The 18,475-nt window shown below is 68.7% G+C and carries 20 protein-coding genes; 2 read left to right on the top strand and 18 right to left on the bottom strand.

What is annotated here, in order from left to right; genetic code table 11:
• Positions 1-277: 277 nt before the first annotated feature.
• The 10 genes from tatC to RMT89_RS16845 all read right to left on the bottom strand — a co-directional run bounded on the left by tatC (position 278) and on the right by RMT89_RS16845 (position 8,672).
• Positions 278-1,225 carry a twin-arginine translocase subunit TatC gene (tatC, locus tag RMT89_RS16890; RefSeq protein ID WP_315884573.1) on the bottom strand — a complete coding sequence of 316 codons (948 nt, stop codon included), beginning with the start codon at positions 1,223-1,225 and terminating at the stop codon, positions 278-280.
• Between the two features lie 47 nt (positions 1,226-1,272).
• Positions 1,273-1,554, bottom strand: coding sequence for a Sec-independent protein translocase subunit TatA (gene tatA / locus RMT89_RS16885; RefSeq protein ID WP_315884572.1), 282 nt, complete (start codon positions 1,552-1,554; stop codon positions 1,273-1,275).
• Positions 1,555-1,814: 260 nt separating this feature from the next.
• The gene (locus RMT89_RS16880) at positions 1,815-2,009 is read right to left on the bottom strand and encodes a hypothetical protein (protein ID WP_315884571.1); all 195 of its coding nucleotides are present in this window, start codon (positions 2,007-2,009) and stop codon (positions 1,815-1,817) included.
• Positions 2,010-2,019: 10 nt separating this feature from the next.
• Positions 2,020-2,253, bottom strand: a complete 234-nt coding sequence (locus RMT89_RS16875) for a hypothetical protein (protein WP_399498297.1) — start codon at positions 2,251-2,253, stop codon at positions 2,020-2,022.
• Positions 2,254-2,366: 113 nt separating this feature from the next.
• Positions 2,367-3,374 carry a WYL domain-containing protein gene (locus tag RMT89_RS16870; protein WP_315884569.1) on the bottom strand — a complete coding sequence of 336 codons (1,008 nt, stop codon included), beginning with the start codon at positions 3,372-3,374 and terminating at the stop codon, positions 2,367-2,369.
• A 19-nt stretch (positions 3,375-3,393) separates the two neighbouring features.
• Complete coding sequence (locus RMT89_RS16865; protein WP_315884568.1) at positions 3,394-4,347, bottom strand: WYL domain-containing protein; 954 nt, start codon at positions 4,345-4,347, stop codon at positions 3,394-3,396.
• A gap of 129 nt (positions 4,348-4,476) precedes the next feature.
• Positions 4,477-4,848, bottom strand: coding sequence for an FKBP-type peptidyl-prolyl cis-trans isomerase (locus RMT89_RS16860; protein WP_315884567.1), 372 nt, complete (start codon positions 4,846-4,848; stop codon positions 4,477-4,479).
• Between the two features lie 61 nt (positions 4,849-4,909).
• Complete coding sequence (locus RMT89_RS16855; RefSeq protein ID WP_315884566.1) at positions 4,910-5,911, bottom strand: FKBP-type peptidyl-prolyl cis-trans isomerase; 1,002 nt, start codon at positions 5,909-5,911, stop codon at positions 4,910-4,912.
• Between the two features lie 130 nt (positions 5,912-6,041).
• On the bottom strand, positions 6,042-7,403 hold the full coding sequence (gene pafA / locus RMT89_RS16850; RefSeq protein ID WP_186283315.1) for a Pup--protein ligase: 1,362 nt from the start codon (positions 7,401-7,403) through the stop codon (positions 6,042-6,044).
• Between the two features lie 9 nt (positions 7,404-7,412).
• Positions 7,413-8,672 carry an MFS transporter gene (locus tag RMT89_RS16845; protein WP_315884565.1) on the bottom strand — a complete coding sequence of 420 codons (1,260 nt, stop codon included), beginning with the start codon at positions 8,670-8,672 and terminating at the stop codon, positions 7,413-7,415.
• Positions 8,673-8,776: 104 nt separating this feature from the next.
• Between RMT89_RS16845 and RMT89_RS16840 the strand changes: the two genes are divergently transcribed.
• The gene (locus RMT89_RS16840; RefSeq protein WP_315884564.1) at positions 8,777-9,793 is read left to right on the top strand and encodes a LacI family DNA-binding transcriptional regulator; all 1,017 of its coding nucleotides are present in this window, start codon (positions 8,777-8,779) and stop codon (positions 9,791-9,793) included.
• A 57-nt stretch (positions 9,794-9,850) separates the two neighbouring features.
• On the opposite strand, the gene prcA is transcribed toward RMT89_RS16840, so the two are convergent.
• The 6 genes from prcA to arc all read right to left on the bottom strand — a co-directional run bounded on the left by prcA (position 9,851) and on the right by arc (position 16,008).
• On the bottom strand, positions 9,851-10,597 hold the full coding sequence (prcA, locus tag RMT89_RS16835) for a proteasome subunit alpha (protein WP_315884563.1): 747 nt from the start codon (positions 10,595-10,597) through the stop codon (positions 9,851-9,853).
• Positions 10,598-10,654: 57 nt separating this feature from the next.
• Entirely contained in the window at positions 10,655-11,500 is an 846-nt protein-coding gene (gene prcB / locus RMT89_RS16830; RefSeq protein ID WP_315884562.1) for a proteasome subunit beta, read from the bottom strand.
• Positions 11,452-11,685 carry an endonuclease VII domain-containing protein gene (locus RMT89_RS16825; RefSeq protein ID WP_315884630.1) on the bottom strand — a complete coding sequence of 78 codons (234 nt, stop codon included), beginning with the start codon at positions 11,683-11,685 and terminating at the stop codon, positions 11,452-11,454. The genes prcB and RMT89_RS16825 overlap by 49 nt, the downstream gene beginning before the upstream one ends.
• Positions 11,686-12,087: 402 nt before the next feature.
• Positions 12,088-12,306: a ubiquitin-like protein Pup gene (locus tag RMT89_RS16820; protein ID WP_062722796.1), complete on the bottom strand. Its 219-nt coding sequence runs from the start codon at positions 12,304-12,306 to the stop codon at positions 12,088-12,090.
• A gap of 189 nt (positions 12,307-12,495) precedes the next feature.
• Positions 12,496-14,007: a depupylase/deamidase Dop gene (gene dop / locus RMT89_RS16815; protein ID WP_399498276.1), complete on the bottom strand. Its 1,512-nt coding sequence runs from the start codon at positions 14,005-14,007 to the stop codon at positions 12,496-12,498.
• A 234-nt stretch (positions 14,008-14,241) separates the two neighbouring features.
• Positions 14,242-16,008 (bottom strand): proteasome ATPase, encoded by a 1,767-nt coding sequence (arc, locus tag RMT89_RS16810; protein ID WP_315884561.1) that lies wholly within the window; start codon positions 16,006-16,008, stop codon positions 14,242-14,244.
• Positions 16,009-16,453: 445 nt separating this feature from the next.
• On the opposite strand from arc, the gene RMT89_RS16805 reads away from it, so the two are divergent.
• A complete protein-coding gene (locus RMT89_RS16805) occupies positions 16,454-16,756 on the top strand; it encodes a ferredoxin (RefSeq protein ID WP_315884560.1) in 303 nt (100 codons plus the stop codon).
• 21 nt (positions 16,757-16,777) lie between these two features.
• Here RMT89_RS16805 and RMT89_RS16800 read toward each other — a convergent pair whose 3' ends face one another.
• Positions 16,778-17,356, bottom strand: coding sequence for a hypothetical protein (locus tag RMT89_RS16800; protein ID WP_315884559.1), 579 nt, complete (start codon positions 17,354-17,356; stop codon positions 16,778-16,780).
• Between the two features lie 213 nt (positions 17,357-17,569).
• The gene (locus RMT89_RS16795; protein ID WP_315884558.1) at positions 17,570-18,472 is read right to left on the bottom strand and encodes a tRNA (adenine-N1)-methyltransferase; all 903 of its coding nucleotides are present in this window, start codon (positions 18,470-18,472) and stop codon (positions 17,570-17,572) included.
• Positions 18,473-18,475: the final 3 nt, after the last annotated feature.

Below are 18,475 nucleotides of genomic sequence, written 5' to 3'. Positions count from 1 at the left end.
ACGACCCGTACCGCGCCCGGTACGCATCGCGCTGTGAGCGGCAGCGGCAGCGGCAGCGGCAGCGGCCAGAGGGGTCGTCCGCATACGCGGTATCGAGGGACCTTCCTGAGCTCAAGCCGTATTTCGGGGTGGTCAATCGCCTCTTGGACGCCAGTGGCGAGCCTGACGTGCGGCTACGGAAGCCGACCACAACCACATGCCAAGCGCTACGGGAGCATAAGCGGAGCCTCACAGGGACTCAGAGCCGGAAAGCTCGGTTCCTTCAGGGCCGAGTTGTTTACGTCACGTCGTCATAACCGTTGACCCGCTCCGTGGTCGCCTGCTCGGGCAGCGCCCTGCTGGCGGAGACGGACTCGACCTCGCCGATCTCCTCGGGGGTGAGGTCGAGGTCGGAGGCCTCGTCGTCGGCGGGACCCAGCGCGTCACGGCGGCGCCTGCGGCGGTCGTTGAGCAGCGAGACGAAGGTCGCGGCGAAGTACAGGATCCAGATGGGTCCGGCGAGCGCCAGCATGGTCAGCGGGTCGGTGCTCGGGGTCGCGACGGCCGCGAACACGGTGATGCCCATGATCATGCCGCGCCACCAGCCGAGCATGCGCTTGCCGGTGATGGCACCGCTGAAGTTGAGCATGACCAGCAGCAGCGGCAGCTCGAAGGAGAGACCGAAGACGATCACCATGCGGGTGACGAGGTCGAGCAGATCGTCCAGGGGCAGGAGGTTTTCGACGCCGAACGGCGTGAACTCGATCAGCACCTTCGCGGTGGTGGGCAGCACCTTGTACGCGAAGAGGGCGCCCAGGAGGAACAGCGGAAAGCCCGTGGCGACGAACGCGTAGGCGTACTTCTTCTCGTGCCGGTGCAGACCTGGGGCGACGAAGGCCCACAGCTGGTACAGCCAGATCGGCGAGGCCAGGACGACACCGGCCATCAGCGACACCTTCAGCGCCAGCGTGAAGGGGGTGAGCAGACCGTTGATCGTGATCTGCGCACATGTCTTCTCGGTGGAGGTGTTCGCCAGTTGCTCGAAGCTCTCGTTGCAGCCGACCGACTTGAGGATCGGCTCCGTGAAGAAGCTGATGATGTCCATGTAGAAGAAGGCGGCGACGATCGTCACGGCGACGATGGCCAGCAGCGCCTTCGCGAGCCGGTTGCGGAGCTCACGAAGGTGTTCCGCGAGGGGCATCCGCCCCTCGGGATCCTTCTCCTTGTTGCGGGCAGGCTTCAGCAACCCACGTTCCCATCTCGTGCGGCGGGCCGGAGGTCACCGGCCCTGCGTCAGCGCTTGGTCGTGTCCGTCGGCTCGGTCACCGGGCGCGAGCTGGTCACGTCGCCGGGGGCGGCCTGGATGATGCGCTGCGCGGGCTGCTCGTCGGTCTGGTGCGGCGGGTCGGCCGGCGCGGAGGACTTGTCCTCGTCCTTCATCGCCTTGGCCTCGCTCTTCAGGATGCGCGCGGACTTGCCGAGCGAACGAGCCATGTCGGGAAGCTTCTTCGCACCGAACAGCAGGATGATGACGACGAGGATCAGAATGATCTCGGTAGGTCCGAGCCGTCCCATAAGTCTTTACCTTCTCACCGAGGCGGGCGGGTGTGTGCCTGTCCGACCGGTCGGACACATGTCCGAACGACCGTGCTGACAGCGATCGTAACGCTCAGGGGTAAACGTCCGGCAATCCCCGTGCATACTCCCGGTCCGCGGTCCGGGCCTCGTTCTCCGGGCCGCGACCAGCAGCGTACCTGGCACAGGCGCCTGGTTGACAGGGCGAAGTGGCCCAAAACGCATGTGGAGCGGGACTCACACCCGGTTCTCAGCCGGACTCACAGGGAGTCCACAGCCCGGGCCGTGCTCACGGCCGCCCGTTCCAGGTCCTCCGCCGCCCTGTTGATGCGCTGAGCGGAGTCCGAGACCTGCCTGCCGAGGCGCTGCGCCTCCAGGAAGACCCGCACCGCGAGCACACCGAGAACGGTGAGACCCAGGAAACCCACAGCTACCGCGAACATCGGCCAGAACATGACGCCGAGCCTAGAGGGTCGAGTGCAGCCGCAGGGTGCGGACCCCACCGCCGGTGAGCAGCTCGACGACGCGCTCCCCGGCCGGCTTGCGCACGGCCGCGCCGCACTCCGGGCAGGTGAAGGAGTAGAAGGTGGTACGGCTCGTGGCCCCGATGGCCAGCCGCAGGGCGCTCGCGGCGAGTTCGAACCGGCCCCGGCAGTCAGGGCAGCCCGCCTTGAACACCACGGGGGCCACGCTTCTCATCCCGGCGAACGCGGATGTCACGGACAGCACGGAATCACTCAAGCTCATCCACCCCTCTTGATTGGTCGATCGCCTCCGGGCGCTCCGAGCCGGTGTCGAGAGCGCCCTGCGGCTCACTCCCGGATGCCGTCTTCCCGCGCACCCTGCGCCTCGATCCCGTCGTACGCCGCCAAGGCCTCCCGGGCCGCCTTGCGGGCGCTCTCCGCCAGCTCGGGCGGCGTGACGATACGGCCGTCGCGGCCGAGCCGGAGCGCGAGGCGCTTGAGTGACGCCGGCTCGGGCGTACGCAGAGAGATACGCAGCCCGCCGTCCGGCAGCTCATCCGCACTGTCGTGCGGGTAGTACTCGGCGACCCAGCGCCCGCCCGGGCCGACCTCGACCACGACCTCCGGGTCTTCGGCGGCGGGCTGCACCAGCCCCTCCGAGAGGTCCCGCAGCTCGACCTCGGGCGGCGCGGACGGCTCGTCGAGGATCTTGATCTCGGCGACCCGGTCGAGCCGGAAGGTGCGGCGCGCCTCGGAGCGGCGGCACCAGGCCTCCACATAGGTGTGCCCGACGCTGACCAGGCGGATCGGGTCGATCTCGCGCTCGGTGACCTCGTCGCGGGCCGGGGAGTAGTAGCGGATCCACAGTCGGCGGCGCTCGGAGATCGCGCGGTCGACGTCCGCGAAGACACCGCCCTCGGACTCGAAGGTCACCGAAAGCCTGGCGCTGGCCCCCGCGGCTTCGCCGGCCGCGGCCTCCACCTTGGCGGTGGCCCGCAGCAGCGCCTGCCGGTCGCCCTCGCGCAGGCCGGGCAGCGTGGACACCGCCCGGGCGGCGACCAGCAGTGCCGTCGCCTCGTCGGAGGCGAGCCGCAGCGGCTCGGCCACGTCATCGGGGTTGTGCCACCAGATGCGCTCGCCGTCGGTGTCGATGTCGAGCAGGTCGCCACCGCGGAAGCTGGTGCCGCACATGGGCAGCACATCGAGGTCCGAGACCAGCTCGTCCTCGGTGATGCCGAAGGCGCGCGCGACGTCCTCGACCCGGGCGCCGGGGCGCTCCTTGAGATAGGTCACCAGGGAGAGCATCCGCCGGGTCTGGTCGATGGCGTTCACGGGCCTGACCGGTTTGCCTGCCACTGTCTTCGTCCGCTCCCCCTCAGCCCTTGGCCACGGCACGCAGCCGGTCCATCACATCGGCCCGCAGCTCGGCGGGCTCCAGTACGACCACGTCAGGGCCGAACTCCACCAGCCAGGCGTCCAGGCCGTGCCCGTACGGAATCTCCAACTCGTCCCAGCCGTCGCCGAGTTCCCGTACCCGGGTGGCTTTCGCCCGCAAGGGGTACCCGGAGCCGGTGCGCAGCCGGATCAGCGCGGAGCGGTCGGCGGTCTCCCCCGCCCAACTGGCCACGGTCTCGCGCACGGTGACGACGTCCGGCACGGGGGCGGTGAACTTGCCGCCGCGCGAGCGCACTTTGCCGGTGATCCGGGAGAGCCGGAAGACCCGCTCGGCGCCCCGGTCGCGGTCCCAGCCCGCTAGGTACCAGTGGCCGCGCCAGCACTCCAGCGCCCACGGCTCGACGTGCCGGGGCTCGGGGCGGGCGGCGGTGGCCTTGCGGTACTCGAAGGCGACCGGGCGGCGGTCGCGGCAGGCGAGCATCAGCGGCTCGAAGGCGGCCTCGTGCACGGGGATCCGCGGCTCCAGGGCGCCGTGGGCCTCGTACATGTCGACGTCCTCGGGCAGTCCCGCCGCGCGCAGCTTCTGCAGGGCGCCACTGGCGGCTCCGGCGAGCCGGGCCTGCTGCCACACCTTGGCGGCAAGGCCCAGGGCGGCGGCCTCCTCGGCGTCGAGGGTGATGGGGGGCAGCCGGTTGCTGTCGCGGCGCGCCATGTAGCCCACCTCGCCGTCGAGGCCTTCGACGGTCTCGATGACCAGGCCCAGCTCGCGCAGATCGTCCTTGTCCCGCTCGAACATGCGGCTGAAGGAGTCGTCGCTCCCCGCTTCCAGATAGGCCTCGATGGACTCACGCAGCTCGCGCTTGCTCAGCGGCCGCCGCGTCCCGAGCAGACACAGCGCCAGATTCATGAGCCGCTCGGCCTTGGCAATGGCCATCGATGCCCTTCGCCTTCCCTATGGTCCTTAGACCGATGACCGTACCGCCCCCGGGTGGCGCGGCAAAAGCCGAGGGCCCATGCCCGGACAGGCATGGGCCCCAGGTGATCGGGTCCGGTCGTACGACGATCAGACCCCGAGGAGGTCGACCACGAAGATCAGGGTCTCGCCCGGCTTGATGGCCAGCGTCGGGCTCTGGTTGCCGTACGCGAGGTGCGCCGGGATGGTCAGCTGGCGGCGGCCGCCGACCTTCATGCCCTGCACGCCCTGGTCCCAGCCCTTGATGACACGGCCGCCACCGAGGGGGAAGCGGAACGGCGTACCGCGGTTCCAGCTCGCGTCGAACTCCTCGCCGGTGCTGAAAGCGACGCCGACATAGTGCACGGTGACGGTCTGGCCCGCCTGGGCCACCTCGCCGTCGCCCTCCCAGATGTCCTTGATCTCCAGGTCCGCCGGCGGCTCGCCACCCGGGAAGTCGATCTCCGGCTTGTCGATGCTCACGTGTTCAGCTCCATGCTTGTTGTGTAAAGGCAACCGTCACAGTCTTACATCCCCCGCGGGGTCACATCTTCGCCAGGATGTCGACCGAGAAGACCAGCGTGGAGTCCTTCTTGATGCCGCTGCCCTGCGGGGGCTTGTCGCCGTAACCCAGCTTCGGCGGGATGACGACGAGGACGCGGCTGCCGACCTTCTTGCCGGTCAACCCCTGCGCCCAGCCCTTGACGACCTGCTGGAGCGAGAAGGAGGCGAGCTGCTTGTTGGTGTACGTGGCGTCGAACTCCTTGCCGCCGTCCCACAGCACGCCCTTGTACTGCACCAGCACACTGTCCTCGGCGCCGACCTCCTCGCCGTCGCCCTCCAGGATGTAGCTCGCCACCAGCTTGGTCGGCGCGTCGGCGTCGGGGATCTCGATGGAGGGCGCCCTGCCGTCGGTGTTGGTGCCGACCTTGGGCAGGTCGACGTTGTCCTGGGCGACCTCGGTGCCCTTGGCGGAGCTCTTCGTGTTGAAGGTGCCCTGGATGTCCACCACGAACACCAGCGTGTCGGTGCCCTTGATGCCCGCCTGGCTGTTGCCCTGCTTGCCGTACCCCCAGGTCGGGGGGACGGCCATCTCGACGCGGCTGCCGACCTTCTTGCCGGGCAGGGCGTAGCGCCAGCCGTCGATGATGCTGCCCTGGGCGAGCTGGATGACCAGCGGGGTCTTGCGGTCGTAGGAGTTGTCGAAGACCTTCGCCGTCGCCCAGACCTGGCCGAGGTAGTTGGCCTTGATGTAGTCGTTCTCGGCGACGGTCGTGCCGTTGCCCGCGATGACCGTCTTCACGGCGAGGTCCTTGGACGGATCGCCGCTGCCCTTGGCGACGGTCGGCTTCTCACCGAACTCGGTGCCCGCGGTGATCGCCGGCAGCGGGCCGTCCACGATCTTCGGCGAGGGCGCGGCCGATGTCTCGGGGGCCGAGGGCGACGGGCTGTCGCTCGCCTCGCTCGATCCGGAATCCTCGTCCCCGCACGCGGCGAGCGTGGCGAGTCCTGCGGGTACGGCAATGAGAAGTGAGCGTCGGCGCACGGTGGGGGCCTCGTAATCGGTCGATCTTGTAGATGGCGTGCGCGCAACTCTACGGCGTGAGAAGGGCGCCGTACGGGAAACGTACGGCGCCCGTGTTGCGTTCCGGGGCCGGTGGGCCGAAACGCGTTGCTCACATACCGGCGATCAGTTTCTCCACCCGGTCGTCCACGGAACGGAACGGGTCCTTGCACAACACGGTGCGCTGGGCCTGATCGTTGAGCTTGAGGTGGACCCAGTCGACGGTGAAGTCCCGGCGCTGCTCCTGGGCCCGGCGGATGAAGTCGCCGCGCAGCCGGGCCCGAGTGGTCTGCGGCGGAACGGACTTGCCCTCGAAGATCTTCAAGTCGTTGCAGATCCGGGCTGCTTGACCCTTCTTCTCCAGCAGGTAGTACAGGCCACGACGGCGGTGGATGTCGTGGTAGGCGAGGTCTATCTGCGCGACCCGCGGATGCGACATGGTCATGTTGTTCTTGGCGCGGTAGCGCTCGATGAGCTTGTACTTCATGACCCAGTCGATCTCGGTGCCGATACGGTCGAGGTCCTCGGACTCGATCGCGTCCAGCGTGCGGCCCCACAGCTCCAGCACCTGCTCGACGGTGCCGGTGCGGATCCCGCGGCGCTCGCAGAAGTCCACGGCCTTCTCGTAGTACTCCCGCTGCACCTCCAGCGCGGAGGCCTCCCGGCCGCTGGCCAGACGCACCTTGCGCCGGCCGGTGATGTCATGGCTGACCTCGCGGATCGCCCGGATCGGGTTCTCCAGGGTCAGGTCCCGCATCACGGTGCCCGCCTCGATCATGCGCAGCACCAGGTCGGTGGCGCCGACCTTGAGCAGCATGGTCGTCTCGGACATGTTGGAGTCGCCCACGATGACATGCAGCCGGCGGTAGCGCTCGGCGTCCGCGTGCGGTTCGTCGCGGGTGTTGATGATGGGCCGGGAGCGGGTCGTCGCCGAGGAGACGCCCTCCCAGATGTGCTCGGCACGCTGGCTGACGCAGTACACGGCCCCGCGCGGGGTCTGCAGCACCTTGCCCGCGCCGCACAGCAGCTGGCGCGTGACCAGGAACGGAATGAGGATGTCCGCGAGCCGGGAGAACTCCCCGTGCCGGGCGACGAGATAGTTCTCGTGGCACCCGTAGGAGTTGCCCGCCGAGTCGGTGTTGTTCTTGAAGAGGTAGACGTCGCCCGCGATTCCTTCCTCGTGCAGGCGTCGTTCGGCGTCTACCAGCAGCCCTTCCAGAATGCGTTCGCCGGCCTTGTCGTGGGTGACCAGTTCGATCACGTTGTCACATTCGGGTGTCGCGTATTCCGGATGTGAGCCCACGTCGAGATAGAGGCGGGCGCCGTTCCGCAGAAAGACATTGCTGCTGCGGCCCCATGACACGACACGGCGGAAGAGGTACCGCGCCACCTCGTCAGGCGACAGACGGCGCTGTCCCCTGAACGTGCACGTGACGCCGTACTCGTTCTCCAGCCCGAAAATGCGGCGGTCCATGACTGAACATTACGCCCGATCCCCTGTGCTGAAACGGGGTTCGACGGCACGGTTTGGATCATTTTCCGATGAAGCCGCAACGACCGCTGTCTGCGCGGACGCTGCGAGGACCCGCCCCGTGGCCAGCAGGACCAGCAGCGACACGCCTCCCGCGACACCCGGAACGGCGAAGCCCCACAGCGCCCCGCCGGCCTCGACGACCGGTCCGGTGAGCCCTGTTCCGACCGACGCGCCGACGGTGAACGTCGTCACAAGCCAGGAGAAAGCCTCGGTGACCGTCCCGCGCGGAGCATGCCGGTCGACGAGCACAAACGCACAAGCGATACAGGGCGCCAGGAACACACCCGACAGCACCGCCAGCAGCACCATGGCGAACGCGCCCGGCATCAGCATGAGCGGCAGGTAACACACCGCCAGAAGGGCCGTCAGAACCGTCAGTCGCCGCGCGGGCTCGCCCGCCCACTGCCGCGCCCCGTACACCGTGCCGCCGATCAGCGCCCCGAGGCCCAGTGCCGCCATCAGCCAGCCGTACACCGCGTCACCACCGTGGTCGTCGGCATACGGCACCGAGGCGACCGTGATGGAGCCGAGCGCGATGCCCACGAACAGGAACGCGCCCAGCAGCGCCAGCAGGCCGGGTGAGCGCAGCGCGCCCAGCCAGTGTGCCTCGCGCGGCGCCGAACGCCACGCGCGCGAGGGCGGCGAGAGCACCACCGAGAGAGCGCCGAGCACCCCAATGACGTTCAGCACAAGCAGCGCCGCCTGCGCCGACCACAGCGCCGTGCACACCGTCACCAGCAACGGTCCGACGGTGAACATGACTTCCTGCGCCACGGCGTCCATGGCGTACGCCGTGTGCACCTGGTCCTCCTTGCGCAGGACCGACGGCCACAGCGCCCGCAGCCCGCCCTCCAGGGGCGGCGTGAACAGACCGGCGGCCGCGACGGCCGCGTAGGCGAGCGGCAGCGGCCCGATGCCCGCGAAGGCGAACGCGGCCATCGCGAGCGCGGACACGACCGCGGAGGGCAACTGCACCCGCGGCTGCCCGTGCAGATCGACCAGCCGTCCGAGCAGCGGCTGTCCTACGGCGTTGGCGACGCCGTAGACCGCAGCCAGCGCCCCGGCGAGGCTGTACGTGCCGCCCTCGGCACGGACGAACAGCACGATCGCGATGGCGGCGGTGGCGTTCGGCAGCCGTCCCACCAGCGTGCCCACGAGCAGCCGCGTGGCGTGCCTCGCCCTGAGGATCTCCAGGTATCCCGCGGCCATGCGCCCACTCCTCGCCGTAACGCCTGAGGTTTTACGTATAACGTCCTCCGTCATACGTACCATGTGCGCTGTTCACGCGTCCAGACGAAAGCGCAGGCAACACGGTGGCACGAGGCAGCACCCGCCCCACCAGCCGGGACGTCGCCCAGGCCGCGGGCGTCTCCCAGGCCGCCGTCTCCCTCGTGCTCGGCGACAAATGGCGCGGCCGGGTCTCCGAGGCCACCGCCGAGCGTGTCCGCGAGGCCGCCCGCGAACTCGGCTACCGGCCCAATCTCGCCGCCCGCAACCTCCGGCTCGGCCGTACCCGCACCGTCCTGCTGGTCGTCCCCGCGCTCACCACCGAGTTCTTCGCCGGCGTCTACACCGGCGCCGCCCGCGTCGCCGCCGCCCACGGCTTCGGCGTCGTCCTCTACCCCTCCCCCGAGGGCATCGGACCCGCCCGCGACCCCTTCGCCTCCGCCCAGGCCGCCCTGGACGGCGTCATCGCCTCCTCCATGGCCGCCGACGCCCTCACCGCCATCCGCGGCGACCAGCTGCCCCTCGTCATGCTCGACAGCGACCCGGCCGGCAGCCTGGGCGCGGCGACCGTCAACCTGGACATCGCCGACGGCGTACGACAGATCGCCGAGCACCTGCTCGGACTCGGCCACCGCCGCTTCCTGCACCTGGCCGCGGATGTGCCCTCCTGGACCTTCGAGGTCCGCGCCGACGAACTGCACGCGCGCGTGGCGGCCATTCCGGGCACCACGCTGACGACGGCACACGCGCCCATCTCGATCGAGGGCGCCCAGCGCGCGGCCGAGACCGCCCTCTCCGCGCCCGGCCGTCGTCCCACGGCCTTGATCTGCGACGATGACAAACTCGCCGCCGGCGCCTACAAGGCCGCCCGCCGCCTGGGCCTCAGCATCCCCGAGGACCTCTCCGTCACCGGCCTGGACGACCTCGCTCTCGCCACCGCCATCGACCCGGAGCTGACGACCGTACGCCTGGACGCGGAGCTCTTCGGGGAACGCGGCATGCGTGCCCTGCTGGCCGTCCTGGAGGGGCGTACACCCGAAGCGGGCGATATCCCCGTGGAGCTGGTCGTACGGGGTTCCACGGCCCCGCCCAGCGCCTCCTGAACGCCCTGTGCCCCGGCCGAGTCGTCGGCCGGGGCACAGCAGGGAGATGGGTCGGGGTTACTCCTCGTCGGCGCCGTCCGCGCTCTCGGCCTCGGTGGCCGCGCCCCCGGCCTCCAGCAGCCGGGCGAGCTGACGGCCGACGATGCGCCGGAACTTGCGCTGCTTCGGACGCGTACGGTCCAGTACAGCGACCTCAAGCCGCTCGGCGGGGATCTCCCGCTGCGAACCGTTGGACTCACGGGACAGCGCCTGCACGGCCAGCTTCAGCGCCTCGGCGAGCGTCATGCCGTCCTGGTGGCGCTGGTCCAGGTAGTTGCTGATCAGCTCGGCGTTACCACCGACCGCGACCGAGCCGTGCTCGTCCACGATCGAGCCGTCGTGCGGCAGCCGGTAGATCTGGTCGCCCTCCGGCGTCTCCCCGACCTCGGCGACGACCAGCTCCACCTCGTACGGCTTCTCGGCCGCGGAGGAGAAGATCGTGCCCAGCGTCTGGGCGTAGACGTTGGCCAGACCGCGGGCGGTCACATCGTCCCGGTCGTAGGTGTAACCCCGCAGGTCGGCGTAGCGGACGCCGCCGATGCGCAGGTTCTCGTACTCGTTGTACTTGCCGGCCGCCGCGAAGCCGATCCGGTCATAGATCTCACTGAACTTGTGCAGCGCGCGGGACGGGTTCTCGCCGACGAAGACAATGCCGTCGGCGTACTGCAGCACGACCAGGCTGCGGCCGCGGGCGATGCCCTTGCGGGCGTACTCCGCCCGGTCGGCCATGGCCTGCTGGGGGGAGACATAGAACGGCGTCGACACCGGTTATCCGTCCCTTTCTGTGGAAGTCACTGGATCACCTTGCAAGAGGGTCGCCGACTACAGCAGCGCGGCCCGCGGGCCGTCGGGCTGCTCCAGCCGCCGCTCCAGGATCGAACGGGCGATCTCGGAGGACTCGTCCTCGGTGAGCCTGCGGAAGCCGTCCTCGGTGATCACGGTGACGATCGGGTAGATCCGGCGGGCGACATCGGGACCACCGGTCGCCGAGTCGTCGTCTGCCGCGTCGTACAGGGCCTGCACCACCAGCGTCGTGGCCTCGGCCTCGCTCAGGTCATCACGGTAAAGCTTCTTCATGGCGCCACGCGCGAAGATCGAACCGGAGCCGGTGGCGGCGAAGCCCGTCTCCTCGGAACGGCCGCCGGTCACGTCGTACGAGAAGATCCGGCCCTTCTCCCGGTCCACGTCATACCCCGCGAACAGCGGCACGACCGCCAGCCCCTGCATGGCCATGCCCAGATTGGACCGGATCATGGTCGACAGCCGGTTCGCCTTGCCCTCCAGCGACAGCTGAGCGCCCTCGACCTTCTCGAAGTGCTCCAGCTCCAGCTGGAACAGCTTGACCATCTCCACGGCGAGCCCGGCGGTGCCGGCGATACCGACGGCCGAGTACTCGTCCGCGGGGAAGACCTTCTCGATGTCCCGCTGGGCGATGACATTGCCCATCGTGGCCCGCCGGTCACCAGCGAGCACGACACCCCCGGGGAAGGTGACGGCCACGATGGTCGTCCCATGCGGCGCCTCGATCACGCCCTGCACAGGCGGCAGTTGACGCTTGCCGGGCAGCAGCTCCGGCTGGTGATCGGAGAGAAAGTCCATGAAGGAGGAGGACCCAGGCGTCAGGAAGGCAGCTGGTAGACGCCCGGTGCTACGAGTGTTGGCTTCCACGCGATTCCTTCCACGTAAGCAGCAGCCCGCCTTATGACGTCGGGCCGATCCTTGAACTGCCCCAGTGCGGCATTGCAGCTGAAGCACAGTACGCCACGGACCCTACCCGTCTCATGGCAGTGATCCACATGCTCTGCGGGGGCGGCTAGGCATATACAGCAGACGCCTCGCTGCTCCGCGACCATCGCATCCAACTCCGTTGGCGTGAGACCGTACTTGCGCTTGAAGTAACTGATCCGGTTCCGCTCCGCCCGACATGCACGGCAATAACTCGCCCAGCCGTCCGACGAGGACTTACTGCGCTCCCACTCTGAGTGCGCCTTCACCTCGTCGCACTGCGGACACCGTTTGTGCCCCGGCGGGACCGGCACCTTCTCCCGGACCTTCTTCCCCTTGGCCTCCTGGCGCTGCCGGTAGTACTCGGCTGAGCACTCCCGGCAGTACGCCTGGAGGCCGTCGGGCATGGCCTTGTTGCTTGCGAAGGCCGCACGCGGCAGGTGTTGCCGACACCGCGAACAGCGTCTCGACGCTGACTCGTCCACTCCGAGCTTCCCCCGACTGAACCTTCAATTCGAAGGCAAAGCAGCCTACTGGCCACCCTTCTGAACGAATGACCTCACGAAATCCTCGGCGTTCTCTTCCAAGACATCGTCGATCTCGTCCAGAACCGAGTCCACGTCGTCGCTCAGCTTCTCCTGTCGCTCCTTGAGGTCCTCGGAAGCCTGCGCCTCTGTCGCCTGCTCCTCGACCTCCTCGGTGGAGCGTGTGGCCTTCTGCTGTCCGCCGCCGGTGTCCTTGGTTGCCATAACCCTCACCCCGCTCAGTTCGCCCGACATGGTCGCCAGGTCGGCATTCCTGGCGATCGGTGATGATCAGACCCTACAAGCCCGGTCTGACATCGGCCTCGCACTTTCCTCAACGTGCGGGGGCCACCTCGATGATTCCCGGACGGTGGACTTTCCACCCTGTCCGGCCCCCTCGTCCCGGGTACCCGCTCAGCCGCCGGACAGGACCCTGACCAGGTCCTCCGCCGTGCGACAGCGGTCCAGGAGCTCCTTGACGTGATTACGCGTTCCGCGAAGCGGTTCGAGGGTTGGGACGCGCTGGAGGGAGTCGCGGCCCGGCAGATCGAAGATCACCGAATCCCAGGAGGCCGCCGCGACATCGTCGGCGTACTGCTCCAGGCACCGGCCGCGGAAGTACGCGCGCGTGTCCTCCGGCGGCTTCGTGCGGGCCCGCTCGACCTCGGTCTCGTCCAGGAGGCGCTTGATGCGCCCGCGGGCCGCGAGACGGTTGTAGAGGCCCTTCTCGGCGCGTACGTCGGCGTACTGGAGGTCGACGAGGTGCAGCCGGGCGGCGTCCCAGTCGAGGCTGTCGCGGCGCCGGTAGCCCTCCATGAGCTCCCGCTTGGCGACCCAGTCCAGTTCGCCGGCCAGGCTCATGGGGTCGTGCTCCAGGCGGTTGAGGGTGTCCTCCCACCTGGTCAGGACGTCCTTGGTCTGGTCGTCGGCATCGGCGCCGAAGCGCTCCTCGACATACTTGCGGGACAGCTCGAAGTACTCCATCTGGAGCTGGACCGCGGTGAGTGTCCGACCGCTGCGGAGCGTGACCAGTCGCTTGAGGGTCGGGTCGTGGGAGACCTGGTGGAGGGTGCGGACGGGCTGGTCCACGGCCAGGTCCACGGCGATGAAGCCGTCCTCGATCATGGAGAGGACCAGCGCGGTCGTGCCGAGCTTCAGGTAGGTGGAGATCTCGGAGAGGTTCGCGTCTCCGATGATCACGTGCAGTCGCCGGTATTTCTCGGCGTCGGCGTGCGGCTCGTCGCGGGTGTTGATGATGGGGCGCTTGAGGGTGGTCTCCAGGCCGACCTCGACCTCGAAGTAGTCCGCGCGCTGGCTGAGCTGGAAGCCGTGCTCGTGCCCGTCCTGGCCGATGCCGACGCGGCCCGCTCCGGCGAAGACCTGACGGGAGACGAAGAAGGGCGTGAGGTGGCGCACGATGTCCGAGAAGGGGGTCTCCCGCTTCATCAGGTAGTTCTCGTGCGTGCCGTAGGAGGCGCCCTTGTTGTCGGTGTTGTTCTTGTAGAGGTGGATCGGCTGGGCGCCGGGGAGCTGGGCGGCGCGTTCCGCGGCCTCGGCCATGATCCGCTCACCGGCCTTGTCCCACAGGACGGCGTCCCGCGGGTTGGTGACCTCCGGGGCGCTGTACTCGGGGTGGGCGTGGTCGACGTAGAGCCGCGCGCCGTTGGTGAGGATGACGTTGGCCAGGCCGATGTCCTCGTCGGTGAGCTGGCTGGCGTCGGCGGCCTCGCGGGCGAGGTCGAAGCCTCGCGCGTCCCGCAGCGGGTTCTCCTCCTCGAAGTCCCAGCGGGCCCGGCGGGCCCGGTGCATCGCCGCCGCGTAGGCGTTGACGATCTGGGATGAGGTGAGCATGGCATTGGCGTTGGGGTGACCGGGGACGGAGATCCCGTACTCCGTCTCGATGCCCATTACTCGCCGTACGGTCATGCGGCCCTCCTTGCCCGGCGGCGCCCTCGGTCGGGGGCGCTGCTCAAGTACCGCTGGCGCTCCGGTGCGTGTGCGGTGCCCGTCCCCGCACTGCGCGACTCGGCGGTACGGAAGAGCCTAGAACGCCTTTGCGCTGGTGGGGAGATCATTTGCGTCATTGCCTTGCTCCGGTCGTCGCCGGAAAAACAGTCGGCTGCGGGTACCCGCTGAGGGCACCCGCAGCCGCCCTGTCTTTTACAGGTACTGACCGGTGTTCGCCACCGTGTCGATGGAGCGTCCGGTGTCCGCGCCCTGCTTTCCGGTGATCAGGGTGCGGATGTAAACGATCCGCTCGCCCTTCTTTCCGGAGATCCGGGCCCAGTCGTCCGGGTTGGTGGTGTTGGGCAGGTCCTCGTTCTCCTTGAACTCGTCCACGCAAGCCTGGAGGAGGTGGGAGACGCGCAAGCCCTTCTGGTTGTGCTCCAGGAAGTCCTTGATCGCCATTTTCTTGGCACGCCCCACGATGTTCTCGATCATGGCGCCGGAGTTGAAGTCCTTGAAATAGAGGACTTCCTTGTCTCCATTGGCGTAGGTGACTTCCAGGAAGCGGTTTTCCTCGGATTCGGCGTACATCTGCTCGACGGCGGTCTGGATCATGCTCTGGACCGTCATCGACTTGTCGCCGCTGTGCTCACCGACGTCCTCGGGGTGCAGCGGAAGCCGCTCGGTGAGGTACTTCTGGAAGATGTCCTTGGCTGCCTCGGCGTCCGGACGCTCGATCTTGATCTTCACATCGAGCCGGCCGGGGCGCAGGATGGCGGGATCGATCATGTCCTCGCGGTTGGAGGCGCCGATCACGACCACGTTCTGCAGGCCTTCCACGCCGTCGATCTCGGCGAGCAGCTGCGGGACGATGGTGTTCTCCACATCCGAGCTGACACCGGAGCCACGGGTGCGGAAGAGGGACTCCATCTCGTCGAAGAAGACGATGACGGGTGTGCCCTCGCTGGCCTTCTCACGGGCACGCTGGAAGACCAGGCGGATCTGCCGCTCGGTCTCGCCGACGTACTTGTTGAGGAGCTCGGGGCCCTTGATGTTGAGGAAGAAGCTCTTGCCGGTGGCCTGGCCGGTGACCTCGGCGACCTTTTTGGCCAGCGAGTTGGCGACGGCCTTGGCGATGAGCGTCTTGCCGCATCCGGGCGGTCCGTAGAGCAGGACGCCCTTGGGCGGCCGCAGTTCGTGCTCCTTGAACAGGTCCGGGTAGAGGTAGGGGAGCTCGACGGCGTCGCGGATCATCTCGATCTGGTTGCCCAGACCGCCGATCTGCTCGTAGCCGATGTCCGGGACCTCTTCGAGGACGAGTTCCTCGACTTCGCTCTTGGGGACGATCTCGTAGACGTAGCCGGAGCGGGGTTCGAGCAGGAGGGCGTCGCCGGGACGGATGGTGACGTCCAGCAGCGGCTCGGCGAGCCGTACCACCCGTTCCTCGTCGGTGTGCCCGAGCACCAGGGCGCGTTCGCCGTCCTCCAGGATCTCCTTGAGGGTGACGATGTCCCCGACGCGCTCGAACTCCATGGCCTCGACCACGTTGAGCGCTTCGTTGAGCATGACTTCCTGGCCGCGGCGCAGGTCGTCGAGTTCGACGCTTGGGCTGACGTTCACACGGAGTTTGCGTCCTCCGGTGAAGATGTCGGCGGTGCCGTCCTCGTTCGCCTGCAGGAAGACACCGAAGCCGGCCGGCGGCTGCGCGAGCCGGTCGACTTCTTCCTTGAGGGCCACGATCTGGTCGCGGGCCTCACGGAGCGTGTTGGCGAGTCGCTCGTTCTGGGCGGACACGCCGGCCAGGTTGGTCTGCAGCTCGACGATCCGCTCTTCGAGAATCCTCGTGTGTCGCGGAGAGTCGGCGAGCTTACGTCGCAGGACGGCGATCTCCTGCTCAAGGTAGGCGATCTGCCCGGCAGGGTCTTCGGACCCTCGTCCCGGGCGGATGCCGCGGTTCATGTCGTCGTCGTGGGCTGCCACGGTCCTCACCTCCTCCAAGGGGAGCTGGACGCTTCCAGACCCTACCTGGGTGGGTGTCGATTGAAACCCCTAGATCACAAAGACTGTCAAGGTGTGTCGTCAGCCACACCCTGAGCCGTTCTCACGCCGTGTGGATACCCACTCAACGTCTTTCGGAAGCGGCCTGTTCCAGGCCGGAGTGGTCAAACACCGTCAAGTTTGGCCGGAGTTGCGGCCTCGCGGGCCCGGTAGGGGTGTTACCGGACCGGCCAGTGTCGCATATGCCGGGGTCTGATCCGGCGGGCGCGGATGGTGACGCAGGGTGGCCGTGCGGGCGGGTTGTGTCACCGAGGGTGCCAGTCGCCGGGGGGCGGGCCGGAGGTAGGGTCGAAGTCGGTCAACGGCCGTCGGTGCGCGCCCGTCTCGTAGGGGGCGGGGCCGTTCGGCGCGGGAAACGGTAGGAGAGATGGACGTGGAGCTGGAGGCCGCCGTCGGCGAGGCGCTGGAGGTCTGGATCGATCAGGACCTCTGTACCGGCGACGGCATCTGCGCCCAGTACGCGCCCGAGGTGTTCGAACTGGACATCGACGGGCTCGCCTACGTGAAGGGCGCGGAGGACGAGCTCCTGCAGGACAAGGGCGCCACGACCCCCGTACCGCTGCCGCTGCTCACGGATGTCGTGGACTCGGCCAAGGAGTGTCCGGGCGAGTGCATCCATGTGCGCCGCGTCTCGGACCGGGTCGAGGTGTACGGGCCCGACGCGCAGTGACGCACCGGGCGCGCAGGGTCGTCAGACGCTCTGTGCTCCGGCGGGGGTGGAGCGGACGAACACGCCGTTGTCCCACTGCCACTTCGCCTGGTCGTTGACGTCGGGGCAGCAACTGGGCACGTCGGGCTTGGAGTAGCCGAGCAGGGTCGCGACGACCGCTCCGTCGCGTACGGCGAACTCGCTGACGGTCTGGCGGTCCTTCGGGTCGACAAGGGTGGCCACGACCCGGGGTTGTCCGGTGCCGGCGCCCCGCGTGAGGACGTACACGCCGTCCGGCGGGGTTCCCATGGGTGCGTCGCAGTGGACGACGGCCACGGTCTCGGGGCGGCCGTCGCCGTCGAGGTCTCCCGACGCCTTCTTGACCACGATCGCCTTCACCGGGCCGCATTCGAGCGGGAAGTCGGCGCCTTCGGGGTCGGGTGCCGCTACGGCGGCGGGAGCGGTCTTCGATTCCGCGCCCGGCGCCTGGGCCGCGTTGGCCGCGTCGGGCTGCAGGACCGAGGAGAGCGCCACGACGCCGGCCAGCGCGGTGGCGGTCGCGACCCAGTGGATCGGACGGGTGTGCGTGTGTGCCAGTTCCGGGACGGCGGAGTGCTGCACTAGGAGTGTCTCCCGTGAGGGCTGTGCCGGTGGGGGTGCCAGGCATGGTGCCACACGTCACACCGCGGGGGAACGGCGGGGGTGTGCAGTTCCGGTGCCGAATTGCTGCGGCAGGTGGCGTGCCGTCAGCACAACGGCGCCGCGGTCGAGTTCCCGGTGCTTGAGGGGAACTCGACCGCGGCGCCGTTACGTTGTACGCGGCACGGGGCCGCCTCAGCGGCCGGAGCCGCCGTCGGCGTTGGGGCCGGCGTAGTCCTCGCCGTAGGCGCCCTTGGCGGGGCGGCGACGGCGCATGGGCGGCTCGACGCCGTCCGCGAGGCGGCGGGCGGTGAGGAGGAAGCCGGTGTGGCCGATCATCCGGTGGTCCGGGCGGACGGCCAGGCCCTCGATGTGCCAGTTGCGGATCATCGTCTCCCAGGCGGTCGGCTCGTTGAAGCAGCCGATCTCGCGGATGGACTCTACGGTCCGGGCGAGCTGGGTGGTGGTGGCGACGTAGCAGCACAGGATGCCGCCGGGGACGAGCGCCTTGGAGACGGCCTCCAGGCACTCCCAGGGGGCGAGCATGTCGAGGATGACGCGGTCGACGTCGGTGTCGGACAGGTTGTCCTGGAGGTCGCCGACGGTGAGCTGCCAGGCGGGGTGCGGGCCCCCGAAGTAGCGCTCCACGTTCTGCTGGGCGATCGCCGCGAAGTCCTCGCGGCGCTCGTAGGAGTGCAGCATGCCCTGGTCGCCGATGGCGCGCAGCAGGAAACTGCTGAGCGAGCCGGAGCCGACGCCGGCCTCGACGACGCGGGCGCCGGGGAAGATGTCGGCGAAGGCGAGGATCTGCCCCGCGTCCTTCGGGTACACGACGGCCGCCCCGCGGGGCATGGACAGGACGTAGTCGGGGAGCAGGGGGCGCAGCGCGAGATAGGCGACGTTCCCGGTGGTGCGGACAACGCTGCCCTCGGGAGCACCGATCAGTTCGTCGTGCGGGAAGGAACCCTTGTGGGTGTGGAAGTTCTTCCCGGCTTCGAGCGTGAACGTGTAGTGACGGCCCTTGGGATCGGTCAGCTGAACCTGGTCCCCGACCTTGAAGGGCCCGCGCCTGCGGGCGGCACCGGTCGGTTCGGACATGTG

It is taken from the genome of Streptomyces sp. P17 (assembly GCF_032436805.1).
Taxonomy (GTDB): domain Bacteria; phylum Actinomycetota; class Actinomycetes; order Streptomycetales; family Streptomycetaceae; genus Streptomyces.
Note: the sequence above shows the minus strand (reverse complement) of the source record. Positions and strands in the feature narration are given on the sequence as shown.

What these genes read in the sequence shown, in the direction of transcription:
- tatA (WP_315884572.1), bottom strand. Translation starts at nt 1,554, where the DNA reads ATGGGACGGCTCGGACCTACCGAGATCATTCTGATCCTCGTCGTCATC.
- RMT89_RS16880 (WP_315884571.1), bottom strand. Translation starts at nt 2,009, where the DNA reads ATGTTCTGGCCGATGTTCGCGGTAGCTGTGGGTTTCCTGGGTCTCACC.
- RMT89_RS16875 (WP_399498297.1), bottom strand. Translation starts at nt 2,253, where the DNA reads ATGAGAAGCGTGGCCCCCGTGGTGTTCAAGGCGGGCTGCCCTGACTGC.
- RMT89_RS16865 (WP_315884568.1), bottom strand. Translation starts at nt 4,347, where the DNA reads ATGGCCATTGCCAAGGCCGAGCGGCTCATGAATCTGGCGCTGTGTCTG.
- pafA (WP_186283315.1), bottom strand. Translation starts at nt 7,403, where the DNA reads ATGGACCGCCGCATTTTCGGGCTGGAGAACGAGTACGGCGTCACGTGC.
- RMT89_RS16845 (WP_315884565.1), bottom strand. Translation starts at nt 8,672, where the DNA reads ATGGCCGCGGGATACCTGGAGATCCTCAGGGCGAGGCACGCCACGCGG.
- RMT89_RS16825 (WP_315884630.1), bottom strand. Translation starts at nt 11,685, where the DNA reads ATGGTCGCGGAGCAGCGAGGCGTCTGCTGTATATGCCTAGCCGCCCCC.
- RMT89_RS16820 (WP_062722796.1), bottom strand. Translation starts at nt 12,306, where the DNA reads ATGGCAACCAAGGACACCGGCGGCGGACAGCAGAAGGCCACACGCTCC.
- dop (WP_399498276.1), bottom strand. Translation starts at nt 14,007, where the DNA reads ATGACCGTACGGCGAGTAATGGGCATCGAGACGGAGTACGGGATCTCC.
- RMT89_RS16805 (WP_315884560.1), top strand. Translation starts at nt 16,454, where the DNA reads ATGGACGTGGAGCTGGAGGCCGCCGTCGGCGAGGCGCTGGAGGTCTGG.
- RMT89_RS16795 (WP_315884558.1), bottom strand. Translation starts at nt 18,472, where the DNA reads ATGTCCGAACCGACCGGTGCCGCCCGCAGGCGCGGGCCCTTCAAGGTC.